The organism is Roseibium aquae (genome assembly GCF_008711285.1).
Lineage (GTDB): Bacteria > Pseudomonadota > Alphaproteobacteria > Rhizobiales > Stappiaceae > Roseibium > Roseibium aquae.
The window spans coordinates 197,185-218,883 of the sequence record NZ_VXDC01000002.1; the positions used below are offsets into that span (position 1 = coordinate 197,185).

Annotated in this window: 26 protein-coding genes; 14 read left to right on the forward strand and 12 right to left on the reverse strand. The window is 60.7% G+C overall.

Annotated elements, in window-relative coordinates; genetic code table 11:
• Positions 1–15 precede the first annotated feature (15 nt).
• The 4 genes from mtgA (at position 16) to F0184_RS04630 (ending at position 2,561) form a co-directional block, all read left to right on the forward strand.
• Entirely contained in the window at positions 16–699 is a 684-nt protein-coding gene (gene mtgA / locus F0184_RS04615; RefSeq protein ID WP_208998340.1) for a monofunctional biosynthetic peptidoglycan transglycosylase, read from the forward strand.
• 165 nt (positions 700–864) lie between these two features.
• Entirely contained in the window at positions 865–1,050 is a 186-nt protein-coding gene (rpmF, locus tag F0184_RS04620) for a 50S ribosomal protein L32 (protein WP_150495187.1), read from the forward strand.
• A 173-nt stretch (positions 1,051–1,223) separates the two neighbouring features.
• Positions 1,224–1,643 (forward strand): hypothetical protein, encoded by a 420-nt coding sequence (locus tag F0184_RS04625; RefSeq protein ID WP_150494987.1) that lies wholly within the window; start codon positions 1,224–1,226, stop codon positions 1,641–1,643.
• 30 nt (positions 1,644–1,673) lie between these two features.
• Complete coding sequence (locus tag F0184_RS04630; RefSeq protein ID WP_150494988.1) at positions 1,674–2,561, forward strand: alpha/beta hydrolase family protein; 888 nt, start codon at positions 1,674–1,676, stop codon at positions 2,559–2,561.
• On the opposite strand, the gene F0184_RS04635 is transcribed toward F0184_RS04630, so the two are convergent.
• The 3 genes from F0184_RS04635 to F0184_RS04645 form a co-directional block, all read right to left on the reverse strand.
• Entirely contained in the window at positions 2,555–3,196 is a 642-nt protein-coding gene (locus F0184_RS04635) for a septation protein A (RefSeq protein WP_150494989.1), read from the reverse strand. The two genes, F0184_RS04630 and F0184_RS04635, sit on opposite strands and share 7 nt — an antisense overlap.
• A gap of 234 nt (positions 3,197–3,430) precedes the next feature.
• Entirely contained in the window at positions 3,431–4,159 is a 729-nt protein-coding gene (gene phbB, locus F0184_RS04640; protein WP_150494990.1) for an acetoacetyl-CoA reductase, read from the reverse strand.
• Between the two features lie 136 nt (positions 4,160–4,295).
• A complete protein-coding gene (locus F0184_RS04645) occupies positions 4,296–5,477 on the reverse strand; it encodes an acetyl-CoA C-acetyltransferase (protein ID WP_150494991.1) in 1,182 nt (393 codons plus the stop codon).
• Positions 5,478–5,784: 307 nt separating this feature from the next.
• Between F0184_RS04645 and phaR the strand changes: the two genes are divergently transcribed.
• Positions 5,785–6,360 carry a polyhydroxyalkanoate synthesis repressor PhaR gene (gene phaR / locus F0184_RS04650; protein WP_150494992.1) on the forward strand — a complete coding sequence of 192 codons (576 nt, stop codon included), beginning with the start codon at positions 5,785–5,787 and terminating at the stop codon, positions 6,358–6,360.
• Positions 6,361–6,466: 106 nt separating this feature from the next.
• Here phaR and F0184_RS04655 read toward each other — a convergent pair whose 3' ends face one another.
• Entirely contained in the window at positions 6,467–6,898 is a 432-nt protein-coding gene (locus tag F0184_RS04655) for a GlcG/HbpS family heme-binding protein (RefSeq protein ID WP_150494993.1), read from the reverse strand.
• 155 nt (positions 6,899–7,053) lie between these two features.
• Between F0184_RS04655 and ggt the strand changes: the two genes are divergently transcribed.
• The gene (gene ggt, locus F0184_RS04660) at positions 7,054–8,649 is read left to right on the forward strand and encodes a gamma-glutamyltransferase (protein WP_150494994.1); all 1,596 of its coding nucleotides are present in this window, start codon (positions 7,054–7,056) and stop codon (positions 8,647–8,649) included.
• A 34-nt stretch (positions 8,650–8,683) separates the two neighbouring features.
• Here the strand turns inward: ggt and F0184_RS04665 are convergent, their stop codons facing one another.
• Entirely contained in the window at positions 8,684–8,980 is a 297-nt protein-coding gene (locus F0184_RS04665; protein WP_150494995.1) for a hypothetical protein, read from the reverse strand.
• Between the two features lie 307 nt (positions 8,981–9,287).
• On the opposite strand from F0184_RS04665, the gene F0184_RS04670 reads away from it, so the two are divergent.
• On the forward strand, positions 9,288–10,037 hold the full coding sequence (locus F0184_RS04670) for an FkbM family methyltransferase (protein WP_150494996.1): 750 nt from the start codon (positions 9,288–9,290) through the stop codon (positions 10,035–10,037).
• Positions 10,038–10,117: 80 nt separating this feature from the next.
• On the opposite strand, the gene F0184_RS04675 is transcribed toward F0184_RS04670, so the two are convergent.
• The 5 genes from F0184_RS04675 to F0184_RS04695 all read right to left on the reverse strand — a co-directional run bounded on the left by F0184_RS04675 (position 10,118) and on the right by F0184_RS04695 (position 14,645).
• Entirely contained in the window at positions 10,118–12,109 is a 1,992-nt protein-coding gene (locus F0184_RS04675) for a putative bifunctional diguanylate cyclase/phosphodiesterase (protein ID WP_150494997.1), read from the reverse strand.
• 136 nt (positions 12,110–12,245) lie between these two features.
• Entirely contained in the window at positions 12,246–12,710 is a 465-nt protein-coding gene (locus F0184_RS04680) for a PAS domain-containing protein (protein ID WP_172971987.1), read from the reverse strand.
• 147 nt (positions 12,711–12,857) lie between these two features.
• A complete protein-coding gene (gene rplT, locus F0184_RS04685; protein WP_150494999.1) occupies positions 12,858–13,214 on the reverse strand; it encodes a 50S ribosomal protein L20 in 357 nt (118 codons plus the stop codon).
• A gap of 26 nt (positions 13,215–13,240) precedes the next feature.
• On the reverse strand, positions 13,241–13,438 hold the full coding sequence (gene rpmI / locus F0184_RS04690) for a 50S ribosomal protein L35 (RefSeq protein WP_150495000.1): 198 nt from the start codon (positions 13,436–13,438) through the stop codon (positions 13,241–13,243).
• A 214-nt stretch (positions 13,439–13,652) separates the two neighbouring features.
• Complete coding sequence (locus tag F0184_RS04695; protein WP_150495001.1) at positions 13,653–14,645, reverse strand: MDR family oxidoreductase; 993 nt, start codon at positions 14,643–14,645, stop codon at positions 13,653–13,655.
• A gap of 244 nt (positions 14,646–14,889) precedes the next feature.
• On the opposite strand from F0184_RS04695, the gene F0184_RS04700 reads away from it, so the two are divergent.
• Positions 14,890–15,360 (forward strand): thiol-disulfide oxidoreductase DCC family protein, encoded by a 471-nt coding sequence (locus F0184_RS04700; RefSeq protein ID WP_208998321.1) that lies wholly within the window; start codon positions 14,890–14,892, stop codon positions 15,358–15,360.
• On the opposite strand, the gene F0184_RS04705 is transcribed toward F0184_RS04700, so the two are convergent.
• Positions 15,306–15,992: an HAD family hydrolase gene (locus F0184_RS04705; protein ID WP_150495003.1), complete on the reverse strand. Its 687-nt coding sequence runs from the start codon at positions 15,990–15,992 to the stop codon at positions 15,306–15,308. The genes F0184_RS04700 and F0184_RS04705 overlap by 55 nt on opposite strands.
• Before the next feature lie 89 nt (positions 15,993–16,081).
• Positions 16,082–16,816 carry a phosphonate metabolism transcriptional regulator PhnF gene (gene phnF, locus F0184_RS04710; protein ID WP_150495004.1) on the reverse strand — a complete coding sequence of 245 codons (735 nt, stop codon included), beginning with the start codon at positions 16,814–16,816 and terminating at the stop codon, positions 16,082–16,084.
• A gap of 138 nt (positions 16,817–16,954) precedes the next feature.
• Between phnF and phnG the strand changes: the two genes are divergently transcribed.
• The 6 genes from phnG to phnL are packed head-to-tail and all read left to right on the forward strand — an operon-like array spanning position 16,955 to position 21,606.
• Entirely contained in the window at positions 16,955–17,431 is a 477-nt protein-coding gene (phnG, locus tag F0184_RS04715) for a phosphonate C-P lyase system protein PhnG (protein ID WP_150495005.1), read from the forward strand.
• Positions 17,431–18,057 (forward strand): phosphonate C-P lyase system protein PhnH, encoded by a 627-nt coding sequence (gene phnH / locus F0184_RS04720; protein WP_150495006.1) that lies wholly within the window; start codon positions 17,431–17,433, stop codon positions 18,055–18,057. Before phnG ends, phnH begins: the two co-directional genes overlap by 1 nt.
• A gap of 3 nt (positions 18,058–18,060) precedes the next feature.
• Positions 18,061–19,176 carry a carbon-phosphorus lyase complex subunit gene (locus F0184_RS04725; RefSeq protein ID WP_150495007.1) on the forward strand — a complete coding sequence of 372 codons (1,116 nt, stop codon included), beginning with the start codon at positions 18,061–18,063 and terminating at the stop codon, positions 19,174–19,176.
• A complete protein-coding gene (locus tag F0184_RS04730; protein ID WP_150495008.1) occupies positions 19,173–20,108 on the forward strand; it encodes an alpha-D-ribose 1-methylphosphonate 5-phosphate C-P-lyase PhnJ in 936 nt (311 codons plus the stop codon). The genes F0184_RS04725 and F0184_RS04730 overlap by 4 nt, the downstream gene beginning before the upstream one ends.
• The gene (gene phnK / locus F0184_RS04735) at positions 20,105–20,893 is read left to right on the forward strand and encodes a phosphonate C-P lyase system protein PhnK (protein ID WP_150495009.1); all 789 of its coding nucleotides are present in this window, start codon (positions 20,105–20,107) and stop codon (positions 20,891–20,893) included. The genes F0184_RS04730 and phnK overlap by 4 nt, the downstream gene beginning before the upstream one ends.
• Before the next feature lie 11 nt (positions 20,894–20,904).
• On the forward strand, positions 20,905–21,606 hold the full coding sequence (gene phnL / locus F0184_RS04740; RefSeq protein WP_150495010.1) for a phosphonate C-P lyase system protein PhnL: 702 nt from the start codon (positions 20,905–20,907) through the stop codon (positions 21,604–21,606).
• Positions 21,607–21,699 lie beyond the last annotated feature (93 nt).

The following is a 21,699-nucleotide window of genomic DNA, read 5'->3' on the forward strand; positions in this document are numbered from 1 at the left end:
AAGGCAGTCGCGCGGATGACGTATCGGCGCAGGGTCACTCGATGGCTGATCCGCCTGCTCGTTCTAGCCGCGGCGCTGCCTGTTGTCTTGACTGTCCTGTATTCTGTTGTGCCGCCGGTCAGCACCTTGATGCTTGCCCGGTATGCGCAAGGGCTCTGGGTCGATCGGCAATGGCAGCCGCTGGATCAGATCTCGCCTCATCTCGTGCGCTCCGTCATTACCTCAGAGGACAGCACGTTTTGCTCCAACGACGGTATCGACTGGGCGGCCCTGGAGCAGCAGATCGCGATCCTGCAGGAGGGAGAGACCCCGCGCGGCGCAAGCACCTTGACCATGCAGACGGCCAAGAATCTCTTCCTCTGGGGCGACCGGTCCTATGTCCGGAAAGGTTTGGAACTGCCGCTGGCGCTGATGCTCGACGCGATCTTGACCAAGAAGCGTGTTCTTGAAATCTATCTGAATATTGCTGAGTGGGGAGAAGGCATATTCGGCGCGGAGGCGGCGGCCCAGGCGTGGTTCGGAAAACCGGCTTCGCAGCTGACCCGTGTCGAGGCGGCCCGGCTTGCGACCGCTCTGCCCAATCCCCGCGCGCGGAACCCGGCCAGTCCTTCGGCGGGTCACAGCCGCCTGGCTGCCACAAACCTTCAGCGTGTCGCGGCCGCGGGTCCGCTCTTCGGCTGCGTTCTTCCGTCGGGATAACGGGTTTTGGCCGGTGCGACAGGGGGTCAAGAAAATTTCGCCGACGGGGTGGCAAAACCATTGCATTGCCTGTATAACCCCGCGCATTCCAACACGCTGCGTGAACCCACGCCCCGGGCTAACCCGGTCCGGGCCGCGCGATTATGGACCACGGAGAAGAACAACATGGCCGTTCCGAAGAGAAAAACGTCGCGCTCGAAGCGCGGTTTTCGCCGTTCTGCGGACGCCCTGAAACAGCCGACTTACGTCGAGGACAAGGATTCGGGCGAACTTCGCCGTCCGCATCACGTTGATCTGAAGACCGGCATGTACCGGGGCCGTCAGATCCTGACCCCGAAAGACGACGTCTAAGGGTTCGGATCGCCGAAAGGCGGTACTGATCGATCAAGGCCGGCCCGCAAGGACCGGCCTTTTTCGTTTTCGTGCCACATATTCGCTTTACCGTCTGGTATGGCGTAGGAAAAACCCGATACCGGGTCCGATGGGCTCACCCGCCTCCTGCCAGCGTTCCGGAGACCTGCCAAATGAGATTTCTTACCTCCCTGCCGCTCACCGTTCTGCCGTTGCTCGCCTATAATCTGATTGTGTTTTCCGGTGGTGCGACCAACGACCCGTTTCAGGCGCAGATCCTGTCGGTCTCCATGGTTTCCGGCGCGCGCTTTACCATGGTTCTGGGCGACCTTTTGATCACCGGTGCGCTGCTGGTGCTGTTTGTCGAGGTGTTGAAGGCAACGCGCACGGGGACGGTGGCGCTCACCGATCACATCCTTTCCATGCTGGTCTTTGTCGTTTATCTCGTCGAGTTTCTGGTGGTGGGCGCCGCCGCGACCTCGGTGTTCTTCATTCTGACGGTCGTGACATTGATTGATGTGATCGCGGGCTTTTCAATCACCATTTCCGGCGCCCGCAGGGATTTTTCCGTTGGGCCGGGCGAAGGGCATTAGTCCGGTCAGCCGGAGGGCTGGAGGCAGAACGTGAGGCCGCTCACACCGGAGGGTTTGACCAAGCTGCTTGGCGTGCCTCAGCGAGCCGCGGCAAGCTTCACAGTCGAAACGGACCGGGCGGAAGATGGCGTTCGCATCCGGGATCTTCGCCTCGGGCCGCTGGGTATTCCGGCACTATGCTTGTCCCCGGAAGGGGCGGAGCATACGCCGAACGCGATCCTTTACGGCCATGCGCATGGCAACAGGTACGACATCGGCCGGCTGGAAGCTGTCGCTGGACGTCCGGCGCTGCGGGATCCGCCGCTCGCGATCGAATTCGTCCGGCTCGGTGCCACGGTCATCTGTCCTGATCTTGCGGGATTTGGAGGCCGTCAGAAGGAAGGCACGGAATCGGCGCTTGCCAAAGCAGCCCTCTGGCGGGGTGGATCCTTGATGGGGCAGATGGCGAGCGATCTGCTTCTTGCGCTGGAGGTGCTGCAATGCCTTGCAAGGCCGCGTCACACGACATCGATCGGGATTTCCATGGGCGGCACGCTGGCCTACTTGACGGCAGCCTTGAGCGACCGCATCGCCGCGTGCGCGCACCTTTGCGTCTTTTCCGATATCGCGCCGCTCATCAAGGCCGGCGGTCACGATCTCCATGGGATGTACATGACCATTCCAGGTCTTCTGCCCGGCCATGACATGAGCGATATTGCCGCCATAGCCGCACCCCGGCCGCAGTTCGTGTTCACTGGAGGCCAAGATCCACTGACGCCGGACGATGCCTATCTGCCGGCTGTCCGGCGTCTGGAACACGCCTACTCGTCTTCCCCTGACACTCTCACCGCCTTGCGGGACGCAAGCGCCGGACACCATGAAACGCCGGAATCCCGTCAGGCTTTGATGGACTGGTATCGCCGGGTTTCGTCTCAGTGAGCGTCGTTCTCGCTCTCAAGCGCATGCTTCTGGATCAGGGGCAGCTGGGCGAGGGTGAAGACCAGAGTGATTGGCATGACGCCGAAAACCTTGAAGCTGACCCAGAAGTCGGTCGAGAAGGTTCGCCAGATGACCTCGTTGAGAGCGGCGAGAAAGAAGAAAAACAGGCCCCAACGCCAGGTCAGAACCCGCCAGCCTTCGTCCGTGAGCTTGAAGGCGCTGTCGAAGACGTAGCCGAGCAGGGATTTGCCGAACGCAAGGCCGCCCAGCAGCACCGCGCCGAAGAGGCAGTTCACGATGGTGGGCTTCAATTTGATGAACAGCTCGTCGTTGAGCCAAAGGGTCAGGGCACCGAACACGAGCACCACGACGCCGGACACGAGGGGCATGATCGGCAGCCGCCGGGTCAGGGCAAGCGACACCGAAAGCGAAATCGAAATCGCCACCATGAAGGCCGCCGTTGCGAGGAAGATCGGCTCGCCAACGGCTTGCAGCACCGGAAATGCCGCTGCGATTTGCTCGCCCCGGGAGTTGAACAGAAAGAAGATCCCCAAGGGCCCCAGTTCCAGCGCCAGCTTCAAAAGCGGTGGCAATTCCTTGCGGGTCGGATCGTTCGGGGCGTGTTCGAGTTCCATGGGGCTCTTTCGGTTTGCGTTGGGCATATCGCACACAGATAGGGACCGGAGCCCGCAAGGGTCAAGGAAAAGCGGATCTGTTTCGGCTTTCATGCGCTGCCGACATTGAAAAGGCGCCCGCTTGGGCGCCTTGGCTTGATAAGGAAGTTTGCTTTCATGATCCCGGATGCAGCGCACCAGAGATCCGGGATCGCACAGGGTCCGGCCGGGAGGGCCAAGCGGAAGTCCGGCGGATCAGCCGTTGGCGATATACTGACCGCCATTGATCGTCATGACGGCACCGGTCATGAAGCCCGCGGCGTCGGAAGCAAGATAAACCACGGTTTGGGCGATTTCTTCCGGATGGCCCAGGCGCCCGACAGGGATGCCGGCGACGATCGATTCCAGCACCTTTTCAGGCATGGCGGCGACCATATCGGTGTTGATGTAGCCGGGGCAGACCGCGTTGACCGTGATCCCCTTGAACGCGTTTTCCTGTGCCAGCGCCTTGGTGAAACCGATCACGCCCGCTTTTGCGGCCGAATAGTTCGTCTGGCCCATCTGGCCCTTCTGGCCGTTGATGGAGGAGATGTTGATGATGCGGCCCGAGCCGCGGCTGCGCATGCCATTGATCACCGGATGGGTCATCGTGAACATGGAATCAAGGTTCGTCGACATCACTTCGCGCCATTGCTCGAAGGTCATCTTGTGGAACATGCCGTCCCGGGTGATGCCGGCGTTGTTCACGAGCACTTCGACCGGACCCAGTTCCGCTTCAACCTTGGCGATGCCGTCGGCGCAGGCTTGAGCGTCGGACACATCCCATTTGTAGACGTGAATGCCGGTTTCCGCCTTGAAGGCTTCGGCCTTTTCGGTGTTGCCGGCATAGGTGGCGGCAACTGTATATCCGGCCGCTTTCAAACCCCGTGAAATTGCCTCGCCAATGCCGCGCGTGCCGCCCGTGACCAATGCAACCTTGCTCATTCCGTCCCCTCCTCCTGGGTGATCATGATCCGCTTGTTTACCAGCGCATTCGGTTTTCAAATCCTGTCAATGCAAAATCTGTCATGGCAGCGACCGGATGTCACTGCCATGACAAAGATCAAAAATTTTGAGGAGCTTAACGCTCCAGGCACATGGCAACGCCCATGCCACCGCCGATGCAGAGCGTGGCAAGGCCCTTCTTTGCGTCGCGGCGGTTCATTTCGTGCAGGAGCGTGCAGAGAATGCGTGCCCCGGATGCGCCGATCGGATGGCCGATGGCGATAGCCCCGCCATTGACGTTCACGATGTCGGGGTTCCAGCCCATGTCCTTGTTCACGGCGCAAGCCTGGGCGGCAAACGCCTCGTTGGCTTCGACCAGGTCCAGGTCGTCCACGGACCAGCCGGCTTTTTCAAGCGCTTTGCGGGAGGCCGGAATCGGGCCGGTGCCCATAATGGTCGGGTCGACGCCCGCCGTTGCCCAGGAGGTGATGCGCGCCAGTGGCGTCAGGCCCCGCCTTTCGGCTTCCGCCGCGCTCATCACCAGAAGGGCGGCGGCACCGTCATTGATGCCCGACGCGTTGGCGGCTGTCACCGTTCCATCTTTGGTGAAGGCGGGGCGCAGCTTGGCAACGCTTTCCAGGGTTGCCCCGTGGCGGATGTACTCGTCGTCTTCGACGACCGTATCGCCCTTGCGGCCCTTCACCGTGAACGGGGTGATCTCGTCCTTGAACTTGCCGGCCTTCTGGGCCGCTTCAGCCTTGTTCTGGGATGCGACGGCGAATTCGTCCTGCTGTTCACGCGTGATCTGCCACTTTTCGGCGACGTTCTCAGCGGTTTGGCCCATATGATAGCCATTGAAGGCGTCCCACAGGCCGTCCTTGATCATGGTGTCGATCATCTTGTAATCGCCCATCTTGTAACCGGCGCGCATGGGCGCGCAGTGTGGCGACAAGGTCATGTTCTCTTGACCGCCAGCGATCATGATCGTCGCATCGCCCGTCTGGATCTGCTGAGCGGCAATGGCCACCGTGCGCAGGCCGGAGCCGCAGACCTGATTGAGGGCCCAGGCGGTGGAACTGGCCGGAAGGCCCGCCGCGATGGCGGCCTGGCGGGCCGTATTCTGGCCGGAGCCCGCGGTCAACACCTGGCCGAAGACGACTTCATCCACATCCGCGCCATCGACACCGGCCTTCTCAAGGGCGGCTTTGATGGCATGGGCGCCCAGTTCGTGGGCCGGGGTGGTCGCAAAAGACCCGCTGAAGGAACCAACCGGTGTCCGGGTGGCGCTTACGATCACGACATCTGTGGAAGAGCTCATGCATGTGTCTCCGGTAAAAGGACCTGGGCGAACCGGGGTGGGCCGGGCGATCGCCCGATCGGGGATCCGGACCGGTTCTGATGAACGGGACTAGAGACCGGTTGCCGCATGCGAGTCAACAGCAATGCCACGTAGACCGGTCCAGTTTTCGCGGGGATTCCGCCTGCATTTTCGCCATTATGATAAAATGCTGGTCACATCTTGTCCGATTGGCTTAGTGTGCAGAAAGGAGGAGACGGTACGGCCCAGGAACGCCTTGTCGTCAAACGGAAAGTTTCCGATCTGATACACTCATGCGGAAGAGCAGATGGCGAAGACCAGCAAGCCAACAATCATCAAGAAATATGCGAACCGGCGCCTGTACAATACGGGTACCAGTACTTACGTGACGCTGGAAGACCTTGCGGTGATGGTGAAGGGAGAGGAAGACTTCATCGTTTACGACGCAAAGACTGGGGACGACATTACGCGTTCTGTGCTGACACAGATCATTTTTGAACAGGAAGGCAAGGGACAGAACCTGTTGCCTGTGACGTTCCTGCGCCAGTTAATCCGGTTCTACGGCGATAGCATGCAGGGTCTTGTGCCCAGCTATCTGGAATATTCGATGACTTCGCTGACACGCGAGCAGGAAAAGATCCGCGCCCAGATGAGCGAAGCCTTCGGGGCAACGGCGCTGGAGGCCATCGAGGACCAGGTGAAGCGAAACACCGAAATGTTCGAGCGGGCCATGAAGATGTTCATGCCGTTCTCGACCGGAGAAATGCCGGCCGCGGACAAGCCGGACACCGGCTCCCGGAATGAAGGCGCCGATCTCAACGAGATGAAAAAACAGCTCGCCGAGATGCAGCAGAAAATCAATCAGCTCACGGACAAGACCTGACGTCTGTCCCTTCGGGCAGGTCCGCTGGCGGGTTGTCCACGCAACTCCGGTGCCATGAAGTCTTCATGACACCGGTCACGCCGCCCTTGTGCCGCGGGTTCGACGGTCAGCCGCAATCGGCCACGAGGCCAACTGCCTCGATCCCGGCCACGGCGGCCGCTTCGTCGTTGTCGGAGGTGTCGCCCGTGATCCCGACGGCGCCGAGAATTTCACCGTCTTCGGTTTTCGCCAGAACGCCGCCCGGGACAGGAACAATCGCCCCTCCCGATACGCCATTCAACGCCTGGACGAAATGCGGCCGGGTTTCTGCGTTGGCATTGAGCCACCGGCTTCCCACACCGACAGCCAACGCACCGACGGCCTTTCCGGTCGCGATTTGAGGGCGCATGATCGATGCGCCATCCTGGCGGGCCAGAGCGATGGTGTGTCCGCCCGCGTCCAGTACGGCGACGGTCAACGGTTTCAACTGCAAGCTTTCCGCTTTTTCGAATGCGGCAGAAATGATGGTCTGTGCGGTTACAAGTGTGAGTTTGCGCATCGGGGGTGTTCTCCGCTAGGGTCTGGCGCTTGAATCTTTCGAAGGGCTATCAAACCAGTTCCCTTAGAGCCAGCAACCGAAGTGGAGTAGCATTTGCTCCGCGCGGGAAAAAGCACGGCCACAAGGTGCGCCTTTCGAGTGTCTGGAGGAAGAGTTTGACACGCGATTTTCAATTACCCGGACGGTCCCCCGTGCATGCCCGGGAAGCCGCAGTTGCCACATCGCATCCGTTGGCCACAAGCGCCGCGCTCGAAATCCTTCTCGAAGGTGGCAATGCCGTCGATGCCGCGATCGCGGCGGTCGCGGTCCAAGGTGTTGTCGAGCCGCACATGACGGGGATTGGCGGGGATTGCTTCGTCATTGTCACGGAACCGGACGGTCGGATGATCGGATTCAACGGATCCGGCGGCGCGCCCAAAGCGGCCATGCCGGAAACGTTCGCGGATCTCGGCGTGTCCCGGTTCGAACCAACATCTGCGCATACTGTGACGGTACCCGGCGCCGTCCGCGCCTGGGAAACGCTGTTGAAGGCGCATGGAACACGCGGTTTCGACCGGCTGTTGAAGCGGGCGATCGGCTATGCCCGCGATGGATTTACAGTTGCGCCGCGCGTGGCCCACGACTGGGCGAACAATGTCGAAAAACTGTCGGTTCATGACCATACCCGCGCGTGTTACCTTTTGAACGGAGCCCCACCCGCTGCCGGCACGGTGTTGAAATATCCGCTCCTGGCGGACACGCTCAGCGCAATTGCGGAAGGGGGAGCCGACGCGTTTTACTCAGGGCCGATTGGCGAAGAGATTGCAAGCACGCTTGCAAAGCTCGGCGGGCTCATGACAGCCGATGATCTGGCGGCCTGCCACACGACCGCCGTTTCGCCAATTCTGCGGGATTACAAGGGGCATACAATCGCGGAGTTGCCACCGAACGGACAAGGCGTCATCGCGCTTCTGATCCTGGGTATTCTGGAGCGTTTCGAGCTTGAAACGCTCGATCCCCTGGGACCTGAACGGTTTCACCTGGAAATGGAGGCCGCCCGCATCGCCTACACCGTCCGGGATCAATTCGTAACCGATCCCGGGTTCATGGACATTTGCCATACGTCCCTGGTTACGGACGCGTATATCGACCGGCTGGCGGGCATGATTGCCATCGACCGCAGGCTCGCCGACATTCCAGGCAGCAGTTTGCCGCCGCAAACCGATACGGTGTATCTGACCGTGGTGGACAAGGACGGGCTTTCGGTTTCGTTCATCAACTCGCTGTTCAACGAATTCGGCAGTGGGATCACGACGCCCAAGTCCGGGATCCTGCTCCACAATCGCGGATATGTCTTCACGCCCGAACCCGGAAAGGCGCAGTCGATTTCCGGCGGCAAGCGCCCGCTGCACACGATTATCCCGGCCATGGCCCTAAAGGATGGGGCGCCGTGGCTCTCGTTTGGGGTCATGGGCGGCCACTATCAGGCGTGCGGTCATGCGCATCTTCTGACCAACATCATCGATTATGGGATGGACGTTCAAGCTGCGATCGATGCGCCACGCATGTTCTTCGATGTTGAAACGCATGCCCTGAATATCGAGAGCACCGTTCCGGCGCGAACCGTCGACAGTCTGAGGTATCGGGGTCACGAGGCATCCATCGCCACCACGGCGATTGGCGGAGCGCAGGCGATCATGATCGATCGGGAGCGGGGGGTTCTGACGGCTGGATCGGATCCGCGCAAGGACGGGCATGCGGCCGGTCTTTGACCCGGCCGGGCCGACCAGCGGTCCCGCGCGCAAATCATCGGACGGTCGACACAAGCCGTCCGCACTCCCGCCGCCGCGGCAGGGCCGAGGTGGTCCGATAGGCCCTTGTGCCGACATCCGGCGTTTCCCGGCGATAGGTCCGGGTTTGCGGGAAGTCTTCCTTCATCGCGATCAGATGCGCGAGGAAAACAGCGTTGGGTCGATACCTGGCAGGCAGCGGTGGATGGTCGCCGGGATCCTGCACGGCCACAATGGCGGGAACCCGGCGGTCGATCTCGGCGTGCCGGTCGTGGTCCCGGCCTTCATGGTTGTTGCCATGGCCGAGGTTCATTGTGAAACGCCCGAGGGCGGAAATCCGTTCTATTCGCACGGCGATTGCCTTCACCTGTCCCAGAACGGCACGTCTGGCGCGTGCCTGCCATGTCCTTCGCAAAGCTCATGCCAATGTTAACCTTTTGTTAACCTTTTGTCTGCGGAACGCACCGGATTGTGAAGTGTTGGTTAACCCGGGGACGCCGTTGGGGGCAGATTGCGGGCATTGCGGGGACAAATAGGTCTTGGATCGCTTTGCGAAGCCGGATTGGACCGCGTAGGCTGTGCGCCGTGGTGATTCAGGCAAACCGGAAAAGAGGTGTGGGATGCCGTCGACTGGGCTTTCCGGGCTTTTCCGCTCCTTTGATGTCTATTATCGGGACGCGGGCCGCCGCAGTGCGATGGAAGCGCTCTATGCCCGGTTTCTCCGTCCGGGCGATCTGGCCTTCGACATCGGATCTCATGTCGGAGATCGGGTGTCGGCCATGAGGTTACTGGGAGCGCAGGTGGTGGCGGTCGAGCCCCAACCGATGCCCTATCGGGCGCTGCGCCTGATCCATGGCCGAGACCGGAAGGTGCGCCTGGTGCAGGCCGCCTGCGGCGAAGCGTATGGCGAGGTGGAACTCTTTGTGAACTCCGCCAACCCGACCGTCTCGACCGCGTCGCCGGCCTTCACGCAAGCCGCGAGCGGCGCCGCCGGTTGGGAAGGCCAGACCTGGGACCGGTCCGTGACGGTCCCATTGGTCTGCCTGGATAGCCTGATTGAACGCTTTGGATCTCCCGCGTTCATCAAAATCGACGTGGAAGGATATGAACCGAAGGTTCTGGCTGGGTTGTCGCGACCTGTTCCGGCCCTCTCCTTCGAGTTCACCTTGATCCAGATCGATCTTGTGCCATCCTGCCTCGAAAGACTGACGGCCCTGGGTTTTGACCGGTTCAACTATGCGCTCGGTGAAAGTCACCGTCTCGCGTTCGAGCGGGCCGTTTCCAGCGCGGTGCTTCTGGATGCTGTGATGTCCCTGCCGGCAAGCGCCAATTCCGGCGATGTTTATGCCTGGGCGCCGGCTGCGGCGTGAGCGGTTGCGACAAGTCCGGGTTCCTGGAGCATCGCATTCCCAGGTTGGATCGTGCCGCTCCAACCTGACCGGGAAGGTCTTCAGCTTCCGGTTTGCTTCAGGGTGGCCGTTGTGGCGTTCAACTTGCCGTTCTTCCAGGCCTCAAGCAATTCGCTCTGGCTCATGGGCCGGGCGAAGTGGTGGCCTTGTAACTCCGCACAATTGGTTTCCTTCAACAAGCCGGCATGGACCGCTGTCTCCACGCCGACAGCAACGATGTCCGCCTTGTATGAGGTCGCGATATCGATCAATGACTTGACCAGTTTGCGTGCAGCCTCCGAATGCGGCATGGGCCGGATGATCTTGGGATCGAGCTTGATCTTGTCGGGCCGGATGGTCAGCAGACTTGTGATCGATCCGTTGACACCGCCGAAGCCGTCGAGAGCGATCTTTGCCCCCTTGTCGCGCAATGCAGTCACCAGCCAGAGCGCCTCATCGGCCTTCTGCCCGGACAGATTGGCATCCGAGAGTTCATAGACAATCTTTTGGCTGCCCTGGCATTTTTCCATGAACCAATCCAGGTCCTCCAGGCCGGGTTGGCTGATGTTGAAGGAAAGCTCAGGAATCGTAAGGCCGGCCGTAGCCAGTTCATGGGCGGCAAGTAAGCCCTTCTCCACCATTTCACGGTCAAGGCGATCAAGAACTCTCAGTTCGCGTGCCGTCGACAAAAAGAAATGCGGGCCGATCGCTCCTTTTTCCGGATGTTTCCAACGGGCCAGGACTTCGATGCTTGAAAGGATTCCGGTCCTGGCGTTGAAAGCGGGCTGGAAATAAGGAAGGAACTCGCCCTCTTCCAAAGCGTTCAGAACCTCCTCACCCCGCAAACTGTTTTGTTGAAACTCTTGATGAAACTGGCTCGAATAGGCCCGGGCGCAATTCCGGCCCATCTGTTTGGCCTGATAAGTGGCAAGGTCCGCATTGACGATGAGAGTGTCGGCGAGACCGGCGGTCGTGGCCGCATATCCAAGGCTGGCCGACAACCGGCATTTGCGCCCTTCCACATCGATCGGCGCGGCGATTTTCGAGACGAGGGTCCTGGCCAGGTCTTCCAGCCCGGACGTTCCGGAAATGTTGTCGCGCAGCACAACAAATTCATCCCCGCCGATCCGCGCGACGAGATCGCCGTCCTGGCTGCAGCTTCGCAATATGTCCGCGACCCGGCGCAGCACCATGTCTCCTGTCCGGTGCCCATAAGTGTCGTTGATCGGCTTGAACCGGTCCAGATCGACATGGATCAGGCCGACGGAACGTTCCAGATCCGCATCCCGGATCAACTGCGCGATTATCCGATCTAGAAATCGCCGGTTGGGCAAACCGGTCAAAGGATCGTGCAAGGCCAGTTGTTCGGTTTCGATGTGGGAAGTCTGCAAAGCCTTGGCCAGGGTCAGAGCCCGCGTGATGAGCCGCCGTGCCCGGGTGACCGCGAGGACCGCGATTGTCGAAACAAACAGAAACACCAAAAGCTTGGCGGCTTCGCCACCGGGAGACACCCCGGTGGCGCGGAAAGCAGCCAGGAGATCGCCGGGTGTCGTGCCGGAAAACGGGGGGAGGTGATCCCAAAGCGTCAGGGTCAAGACAGCCCCCCAACCGACGGCAACGCTGCCCGAGACGACAAGGACCGGTGGCAGGGTGAAGCGCATGACACGCAGGGCAATCAGGGCCATCAGAACGGCAAACGGGAAGGGCCCAAGAATGCCGGAGATCGCGCCTCCCATCTGCAGCGCGTGGAGGCCCAGGATCGCGAATACCAACCCAACATCCAGGATGGACAAGGCGCAGAAACGTCTGGTTCCCGCGACGGCTTGTCCGGCCCAAAAAAACCGGACAGCGCCGCTTGTAAACAGGGCGAGAAGAAGACCGCCGATCACAAGCCGATGGTCTTGGGCCGGCTCCCCGGGGGGGGCCTGAACGTACACAAACAGCGCTGCGGCAATCGCAAGGGTTGCTCCGCTGATATACCTTTCGCCCCGCTTGTCACACCTGTCGGTGTCCAATTGCGTTTCGAATTGGTCAGTCAGGGGTGTTCCGCCCATTCCAAAACCCTGTTGCTCGCGGTTTGGGTGCGTAGGTGGCCTCAATCATTGGTGCAACCCGTTTAAGATCCAATAACCGCAATCTGAAAAATTGCGGATATTCGGACCCATGAGAAATGGGACCTTCGCGGCGCGGTCAATCAAGGGAAATGCCGACCAGAATATAACCAACTCTTGCCTCGCCGGTTTTGGCAAGAGGTAGGAATACCTCGTCCGACCGGGAGTGACCGCCGATGCTCGAGACATATGGCAGGGTGACGAGACGCGGTAGCCCCGATGTGGCGGTGGCTTCGTATGCCGACCAGATCTGCGAGCCGGGGCCTTTTCCCGGCAGGCTGGACAGGTGCTCGCCCACATATACCTGAGGCATCCGTTCGGCGATGAAGCTGCCGATGAGCCGGAAAACAAAATCCTGCACGGAGTCATCTTCGCCGTGCACCACCTCTGTGAGCACGGAATGTGCCATGGCCTGCTTGAGCGCCCTGGCAGAAAAATCGCCGATTTCAGGTAACTGTCCGTTTCGGATCAGACCGGTCCAGTGATCATAAATCGGCAGGATCCGGTCGGGCAGGTTTCCCCGATCGATCACCTCCTTCAACACTGGCGGGTCTCCTGTGGGTTCAGCGCGGGACCAATCCGAACGCCAATTTGTGCATACACCAGAAACCGGAAGCGTCGAACCCCTAAATAAAAGGGGCGCCACCTTGCGGATGACGCCCCAATTCGTAAGTCGTGTCTTCGAAAAGGCTTAGGCCAGGGCGCCTTGCGCCTTGTCGACCAACGCCTTGAAAGCGTCGGGTTGATGGATCGCGAGGTCGGAAAGAACCTTGCGGTCCACGTCCACACCTGCCTTGTTCAGGCCGTCGATGAACCGGCCATAGGTCAGGCCATGTTCGCGTGTGGCGGCATTGATGCGCTGGATCCAGAGCGAGCGGAAATTCCGCTTCTTGGCTTTCCGGTCGCGATAAGCGTACTGGCCGGCCTTTTCAACGGCCTGCTTGGCGACGCGGATGGTGTTCTTGCGGCGGCCATAGTAGCCCTTGGCAGCCTTCAAAACTTTTTTGTGACGGGCGTGGGCGGTAACGCCCCGTTTTACGCGTGACATTCAGATGATCTCCTTGAGGCTGCGGATTAAGCGTAGGGCAAGTACTGCTTCACGATCCGTGCATCCTGTTCGCTCAGCGTGGTTGTTCCACGTGCTTTGCGGATGAACTTGTTCGTGCGCTTGATCATGCCGTGGCGCTTGCCGGCCTGCGCGGTTTTCACCTTGCCGGTCGCGGTGACCTTGAATCGCTTCTTGGCACCCGATTTTGTCTTCAGCTTGGGCATTTTGCATCCTTTCTTTGGTGTATCCGGAACACCGGATACGCTTTTGTTGGTGCATTCAGAGCCGACACGGCATGCCCTTGGTTTCCGGGAGGGGACGATTCGCGAGAACGCAAAAGTCCTGTCCACGGAGAGCCGGACGACTCTGGACCGGGGGCTTATAGAAGAGGTTTGCGGGTGACGCAACAGGAATCCGGGACGGACAAGCGATCCGTTGTCACGCGTTCACGTCGACCACCACCCGTCCCTTGACCTGACCTTTCAGGATATCGGCTCCCAGCGACGGCAGATCCGCCAGCGTCGCGAGGTGAACCATCGCATTGAGTTTGTCCATTGGAAGATCCCTGGCAATGCGCTCCCACGCTCTGATCCTGTCGTCATAGGGACGCATGACACTGTCGATGCCGAGCAGATTGACGCCGCGAAGGATAAACGGAATGACGCTGGCCGGAAGGTTTGCTCCACCGGCAAGGCCGATCGTGGCAACCGAGCATCCATATTTCATCTGACCCAGGATCCGCGCCAGCATCGGGCCCCCAACCGCATCGATGCAGCCGGCCCAGGTTTCGGTTTCCAGCGGCCGCTTCACGGTTTCGGCGACGTCGTCGCGCGGAACGATCCGGCTGGCCCCCAGCGCCTTGAGATAGTCCCACGTGCTTTCCCTGCCGGTCACAGCGGCGACTTCGTAGCCGAGATGGGCGAGGATCGCGACCGCGACCGAGCCAACGCCGCCCGCGGCACCGGTCACGAGAACCGGGCCCTTGTCCGGTGTCAGGCCGTGATCTTCAAGCGCCATGACCGCAAGCATCGCGGTGAACCCGGCGGTTCCGACCGCCATGGCATCCCGAGTGGTCAACCCATCGGGAAGCGGCACCAGCCACTCGCCTTTCACGCAAGCCTTCTGGGCATAGCCGCCCCACCAGACCTCACCCACGCGCCAGCCCGTGAGAACAACCTTGTCGCCCGGCTTGTACCAATCGTCCGAGGATTCATCGACCGTGCCGGCGAAATCGATGCCGGGCACATGAGGATACGTCTTGACCAGGCCACCGCCCGGACCGAGGCACAGACCATCCTTGTAGTTCAAGGTCGAATACTCGACCGACACGGTCACGTTACCGTCCGGCAGCCGGTCTTCTCCAATTTCCTCGACACTGGCATGGGTCGTGCCGTCTTCTGTTTTGTCGACCAGCAGAGCCTTGAATGTCATGTGGTGTTCCCCCTCGCAACCTGTTGTCAGCAGCCGTTCGTCCAATGTCTGGTCGGGAAAGATACCGCTCCCCGCAGCAGCGAACCGAACATGCGGTTGCCCCGAAGCTGGTCGAAATCGCGATTTCAGTCAAATATTTAAAATTCCAACCGGGCGCCGATGAAATCCGGGGCCGCGTGAAGAAAACGGTCCGGTAATCCTCCGGGATGCGATGCGCGTAGACGTCTCAACAAGGAGCGCGGCCGTGATTACAGTATTTTACGATGGGAAATGCGGGCTATGCACCCGCGAGATCGAGTTCTTCAAGCGCCGCACACCGCGCCACAGCGTGTTGTTCCGCGATATCGCCCGCGACCCGGCCGCCCTAGAGGGCCGGAACATCACCCAGGCCGAAGCCTTGATGCTCATGCATGTGGAAGACAATACCGGGAGGATCCACCTCGGTGTGGAGGCCTTCGTGCTCCTGTGGAGCCAGTATCGCGGCTGGAGCCTGCTTGCGAAATTCGTGTCCTTGCCGGTCATCGCTCCGGTCAGCCGCCGACTGTACCGGTATTTCGCCCGGCGGCGCTTCGAAGGACATGCTCATTGCCGTGTGGCGGCGGAAGCGGAGGGCAAGGCGGCAGAAGAACTCCTGGCGCCGCTAAGATCCCAATTAAGCGGTCACGCCACGGGAGTGATCTTGAGCACATCTTCAAAAAGCTCGGGCGACAAGTAATTCACGGTTCGCACAGCGCCGGTGAAATCGTGATCCCACGCGTTCTCGCCCGGAAAGGCAATGGCCGCGACCCCGGCGCGCAGTGCCGCCGTCAGGCTCTCGGCCGTGTTCTCGATCGCGATCGCGTCGGCTGCGGCGAAGCCGGTCTCGTCCAGCGCGTCCATATAGATATCTGGCGCCGGTTTGGTCCGTGCAGCCCGGCTCGCGTCGCCAACATAGATGAACTGATCGCGTGAAATGGTCGTTCGCATGGCGTTGAGAAGCGCATCGATATTGGCGCGGCTGGTGGTTGACGCCAGGCCGATTTTGATGCCGTGCTTGCTTGCCCAGTCAAGAACAGGAAGCACACCGGCACGGGGCTGGAGCGCGCGCGTGGCCAGCATGTCATGGAAGTTCTGCGTCTTGAGCGCATGGATCTGGGCCGCATCGACGCTTTGCCCAAGACTTCTGCCATAGTGGGCGATCCTGTTCTGCCCGCCCGGTGTCCTGAGCAGCGCGCGATAGGTGGTCAGATCCCAGGCCCACTCCAGGCCGGCTTGTCCAAAGGCGCGGTTAAAGGCCTCACGCTGCCATTCCGAGGTTTCAGCGAGGGTCCCGATGGAACCGAACAGGATCACTTTTGTTTTTGTCATCGAGGCACCGCTTCGGGTTGGGTGTGGCGTGTACGCTTGCCAACCATCCACGGATTGCCCTCCAGCCTGGTATGTGGGCTATCCCGCTGTCAGGTTTCTACAATGAGCTGGATACGGTCTGCCGCCATTCTCGCCTGTGTGAATTGAACGGGTTGCCCCTTCTTGTCGATATTGACGCTTTCAACCACCAGAACCGGTTGGCCAATGGGCACATTGAGATGCCGGGCGTCTTGCGGATCGACAAGTTCAGCGGTGATTTGATTGCCTTTTCGCTGATAGTCGGTGATGCCCGCCGCTGTCAGGGCAGCGGTAATGGAACCGGTTTCCGCATAATCAGTGACGAGGTTCGGCATCCGCGCCTGTTCGAACCAGCTCGTGGCGACAATGATCGGGATACCATCGGCCACCCGGAGGGCCTCGAGCCGGATCAGAAGCGTCCCGACCGGAACGTCCAGTTTGGCGGCGAGAAAGGCGTTGGCCGCCTCGGTCCGCGAGCCGATCAGCCGGCCGCTTGGCGCCTTTGCCTGACCCGAGACGATCTCGGAAAAACGGGTGCGGGGGCCGATCGGATAGGACAGCGGGGCGGCCGCGACATAGGTCCCGCGGCCCTGGTCGGCCCTTACGATTCCCTCGGATGCGAGTGCGGCAATGGCCCGGCGAACCGTGTGCCGGTTGACCCCGAATTGAGCTGCAATGTCGGATTCTGTCGGCAGGCGCGTGCCCTGTTTGAAGGTGCCGCTGGCGATTTCGCCTTTTAGCCATTCGCCGATCTGCCGCCAGACGGCAATCCCCGCGCCGCGGTCTATGGAAATGCGTGTCGTCATGCGTGTGTCATCGGAGCTCGGTATGACTGTGTCAAACATAATATTTGTATAGACAAATATACAAATATCGGTTATCTCCCCGGTTCTGAAAGGGTGATCCACCCAGATGCCAAAAAGCCATGCGGAAAGGCGACTCCCATGACAAGCCCGGCGGCTTCCGAATCCCGGTCTTCCACCGACATGGACCGAAAGGCGGCGATGGCCGTTCTTGCGCAGACGAGGCCGGAAGATCTCGCAAAAGCCTATTCCAGCCTGCCTGTTGCACCGGACTATGACTTTGTCCGTCCGCCTGAAACCGGCCTGGTCATGGTTCGGGGCCGGACTGGCGGGTCGGGTCAGCCGTTCAATCTTGGCGAGGCAACTGTCACCCGCTGCGTTGTCCGGCTGGCCGGCGGACAGACCGGCCACGCTTACGTTTTGGGCCGTCACAAGACAAAGGCGGTTCATGCCGCGGTCTGCGACGCACTCTGGCAATGCGAGACCTCCCGTCCACTGGTGATGGCGAGTGTGCTTCAGCCGCTCAAGACCCGGCAGGAGGCAGAAGCCGCAAGGCTGGCTGCGGAAACCGCCGCAACGAAGGTCGATTTTTTCACGATGGTTCGGGGAGACGATTGATGCCCGATCAAAAGCCGCTTTCAGCCCCGGTCCTGGCACCCGGATTTGCCGATCCGGTGCATGATGCCCAGAGATGCTTTCGCGCTGTCATGATGGCCATGGCCCAGCCCGGAACTCTGAAATCCTTTGATCCGGGCAGTCTCGCGCCCCCGCAGCCGTTGTCGCCGATGGGCGCGGCCTTGGCGCTGACACTGTTCGACTATGACACGCCGGTCTGGCTGGACGGATCCTTGCGGAAGTCGCCTGATGTTTCCGCGTTTCTGACCTTTCATACAGGCGCGCGCATCGTCAGTGAGCCGGTCGACGCGCAATTCGCGCTGATCAACGATCCGCGCGGCCTCATGCCGCTCTGCAGTTTTGATCAGGGCTCGCTCGAATATCCTGACCGCGCCGCGACATTGATCTTGTGCCGCACCGTTTTTGGTCAGGGCGATGCTGCACTTCTGGCGGGGCCCGGCCTGAAAGAACCCAAACGCTTTTCGGCAGGCCTGCTGCCCCCGGCATTCTGGCGGCAGGCAGCCGACAACAACACCCAGTTCCCGCGCGGTGTGGATGTCATTTTCGCCGGAGCCACTGAAGTCGCCGCTTTGCCCCGGTCCACGACCATTACCCCAATGGAGGCCTGATTCATGTATGTGGCTGTCAAGGGCGGTGAAAAGGCAATCCGCAATGCGCACAAACTGCTCGCGAACCGCCGGCGGGGCGATAGATCGGTTCCCTCGCTCACACTCGACCAGATTGCCGAACAACTGGCGTTGTCGGTCGCGCGGGTTATGGGAGAAGGCTCGCTTTATGACGAAGGTCTGGCAGCGCTTGCAATCAAGCAAGCCCGTGGGGACCTGATCGAAGCCACATTTCTCCTGCGGGCCTATCGCACCACCCTGCCGAGGTTTGGTTACAGCACGCCCGTCGATACCGGCGCGATGCGGGTCGAACGCCGGATCTCGGCAACCTACAAGGATTTGCCAGGCGGGCAGGTGCTCGGACCAACCTTCGACTACAGCCACCGGCTTCTGGATTTTGCCCTTGCCGCGGAAGAAGAAGGTGATCTGCCGGAGCCGGATCGGGCGTGTCACACGGATGCGCCCATGCCCCGGGTCACCGATCTGCTGGGTACGGAAGGTTTGATCGAACCGGACCCCGCCGGAGATCCGGGTGCTGCGGTGGGCGATTTGACCCGTGAGCCTCTGGCGTTTCCGGCCGACCGCGACCTGCGCTTGCAAAATCTTGCACGTGGAGACGAGGGCTTTCTCTTGGCGCTCGCCTATTCCTCCCAGCGCGGTTATGCGCGAACCCATCCTTTTACCGGCGAGATCCGATACGGCGCGGTCGAAGTTGAATTCTATGCGGAAGAGTTGGGCTTCGAAGTGCCACTGGGAACCATCAAGGTCACCGAATGCCAGATGGTCAACCAGTTCTCCGGGTCGGCCAAGGCCCCACCCGCCTTCACCCGCGGCTACGGGCTTGTTTTCGGGCAGGTGGAACGCAAGGCCATGGCCATGGCGATGGTTGACCGGGCTCTGCGCTGGCAGGAACTGGGCGAAGAACAGACCGCCCCTGTCCAGGATGAGGAATTCGTCCTCTCCCATTCCGACAACATTCAGGCAACCGGTTTCGTCGAACACCTGAAGCTGCCGCACTATGTGGATTTTCAGGCCGAACTCGATCTCGTGCGCAAACTCCGGGCGGAATGGTTCGCCGCCCGGGATGGCGCGAAAACCGGAACGCAGGAGGCCGCGGAATGAGCGTCGAGACCACCTCAAACCTCGAGCAGGAATACAATTTCGCCTATCTGGACGAACAGACCAAACGGATGATCCGCCGCGCCATTTTGAAGGCGATCGCCATTCCCGGTTATCAGGTGCCATTCGCCTCACGGGAAATGCCGATGCCCTACGGCTGGGGCACGGGCGGTGTTCAGGTCACGGCAGCCATTCTGGGCAAGGCCGATTGCCTGAAGATGATCGACCAAGGCTCCGACGACACCACCAACGCGGTGTCCTTGCGCGGGTTCTTTGAAAAGACTGCCGGTGTGGCGACGACCTTCAAGACCCAGGAGGCGAGCATCATCCAGACCCGGCACCGCATTCCCGAGACGCCGCTTCGCGAAGACCAGATCATCGTTTTTCAGGTGCCGATCCCGGAGCCGCTCAGGTTCCTTGAACCCCGCGAGACCGAGACCCGCAAGATGCATGCGCTCGAGGATTACGGACTCATGCATGTGAAACTCTATGAGGACATCGCGAAGAACGGACGGATCGCGACCACCTATGCCTATCCGGTCAAGGTGGCCGGACGGTATCTGATGGATCCCTCGCCGACGCCCAAATTCGACAATCCAAAAATTGACCGGATGGCCGCGCTTCAGCTTTATGGCGCGGGACGGGAAAAGCGCATTTACGCGGTCCCGCCCTACACCGGCGTCAGAAGCCTCGACTTCGAGGATCACCCGTTCGAAATCCAGAGCTTCGACAAGCCTTGCGGCCTCTGCGGTGCTGAAGGTGTTTATCTCGATGAAGTCATCCTCGATGACGAGGGCGGCCGGCTGTTCGTCTGTTCCGACACCGATCACTGCGAGGAGCGGCGGGCGGCCGGCCATACCGGGCCGATGGCCGCCGACCCGGCGGCGAGCCAGCTTTCAAAAGGATCATCGGATGCAGAGGACACCGTTCAATGAGCGTGACACTCAATGACGAGCCGCTTTTGAACGTGAGCGGACTCACGAAATATTATGGCGGCCGCATCGGCTGCCAGGATGTCGTGTTTCAGTTGTGGCCGGGCGAAGTCCTGGCCATTGTCGGGGAAAGCGGATCGGGCAAGACAACCTTGCTCAATTGCCTGTCGACCCGCTTGCCGCCCAGTACAGGTGTCATCGAGTACCGCATGCGGGACGGGTCGATGCGCAATCTGTATCAGTTGAGCGAAGCCGAACGCCGCTTCCTGATGCGGACCGACTGGGGCTTTGTACACCAGCATGCCGCCGACGGCCTGCGCATGACCGTGTCCGCGGGCGCCAATGTCGGAGAACGGCTGATGGCAGTCGGGGACAGGCACTACGGCAAGATCCGCGCGACGGCGGCAGATTGGCTCGGACGGGTGGAAATCTCCGAAGACCGGATCGATGACGATCCGCGGTCCTTTTCCGGCGGCATGCGCCAACGCCTGCAGATTGCCCGCAATCTGGTGACCAAGCCGCGGCTGGTTTTCATGGACGAGCCGACCGGGGGGCTGGATGTTTCGGTTCAGGCGCGTCTTTTGGATCTTCTGCGCCAGCTTGTGGCCGACATGGGTCTGGCCGTCATCATCGTTACCCACGATCTCGCGGTTGCCCGGCTCCTGTCGCACCGGATCATGGTGATGAAGGACGGGCTCGTCATCGAAAGCGGCCTGACGGATCAGGTCCTCGACGATCCGCGCGAACCCTATACCCAGCTTCTTGTTTCTTCCATCTTGCAAGTTTGATGAGGCCGCCCATGACCGTACGCCTATATCTAAATGGGGTCGCCAAGACGTTCACCATGCACCTGCAAAACGGGATCAGGATCCCCGTGGTATCGAATGTCGATTTTTCAGTCGCCGCGGGGGAATGCGCGGTTCTTGGCGGGCCTTCCGGCGCGGGCAAAAGTTCGATCCTGAAGATGGTCTACGGCAACTATCGCTGCGAGGAAGGTCAGATTCTCGTGACGGTGGGGGACAGGATCATCAACATTGCGGGGGCGGAGCCGAGGCGAATTCTGTCTCTCCGCCGCGATACTATTGGCTATGTCAGCCAGTTTCTGAGGGTCATCCCGCGGGTGAGCGCCGTGGACGTGGTCGCTGAACCGTTGATCGCGCAAGGCGCGGATGCGGCGCAGGCGGCCGGCAAGGCGAAGGACCTGCTGGCCCGACTGAACGTGCCGGAGCGTCTTTGGTCCTTGCCGCCGGCGACCTTTTCGGGCGGCGAGCAGCAACGGGTCAATATCGCTCGTGGCTTCATCGCGGACTACGCGCTTCTGCTCCTGGACGAACCGACTGCTTCGCTCGATGCCGCCAACCGGGCGGTCGTGGTCTCGCTGGTGGATGAAAAGAAAAAACAGGGCGTTGCGATGCTCGGAATACTGCACGATCTCGATGTCCGCGAGCGCATTGCCGATCGGATCATCGACGTGACGGACTTTCAGGTCACAGCTGCCTAAAGCCGGCAGATCCGGCAGGACCGTCACAGGATCGACACGGTGGACACGTAGGTGCATGAGATCTTTCGCCGGAACCCCGGCGGCCTTCTTTGA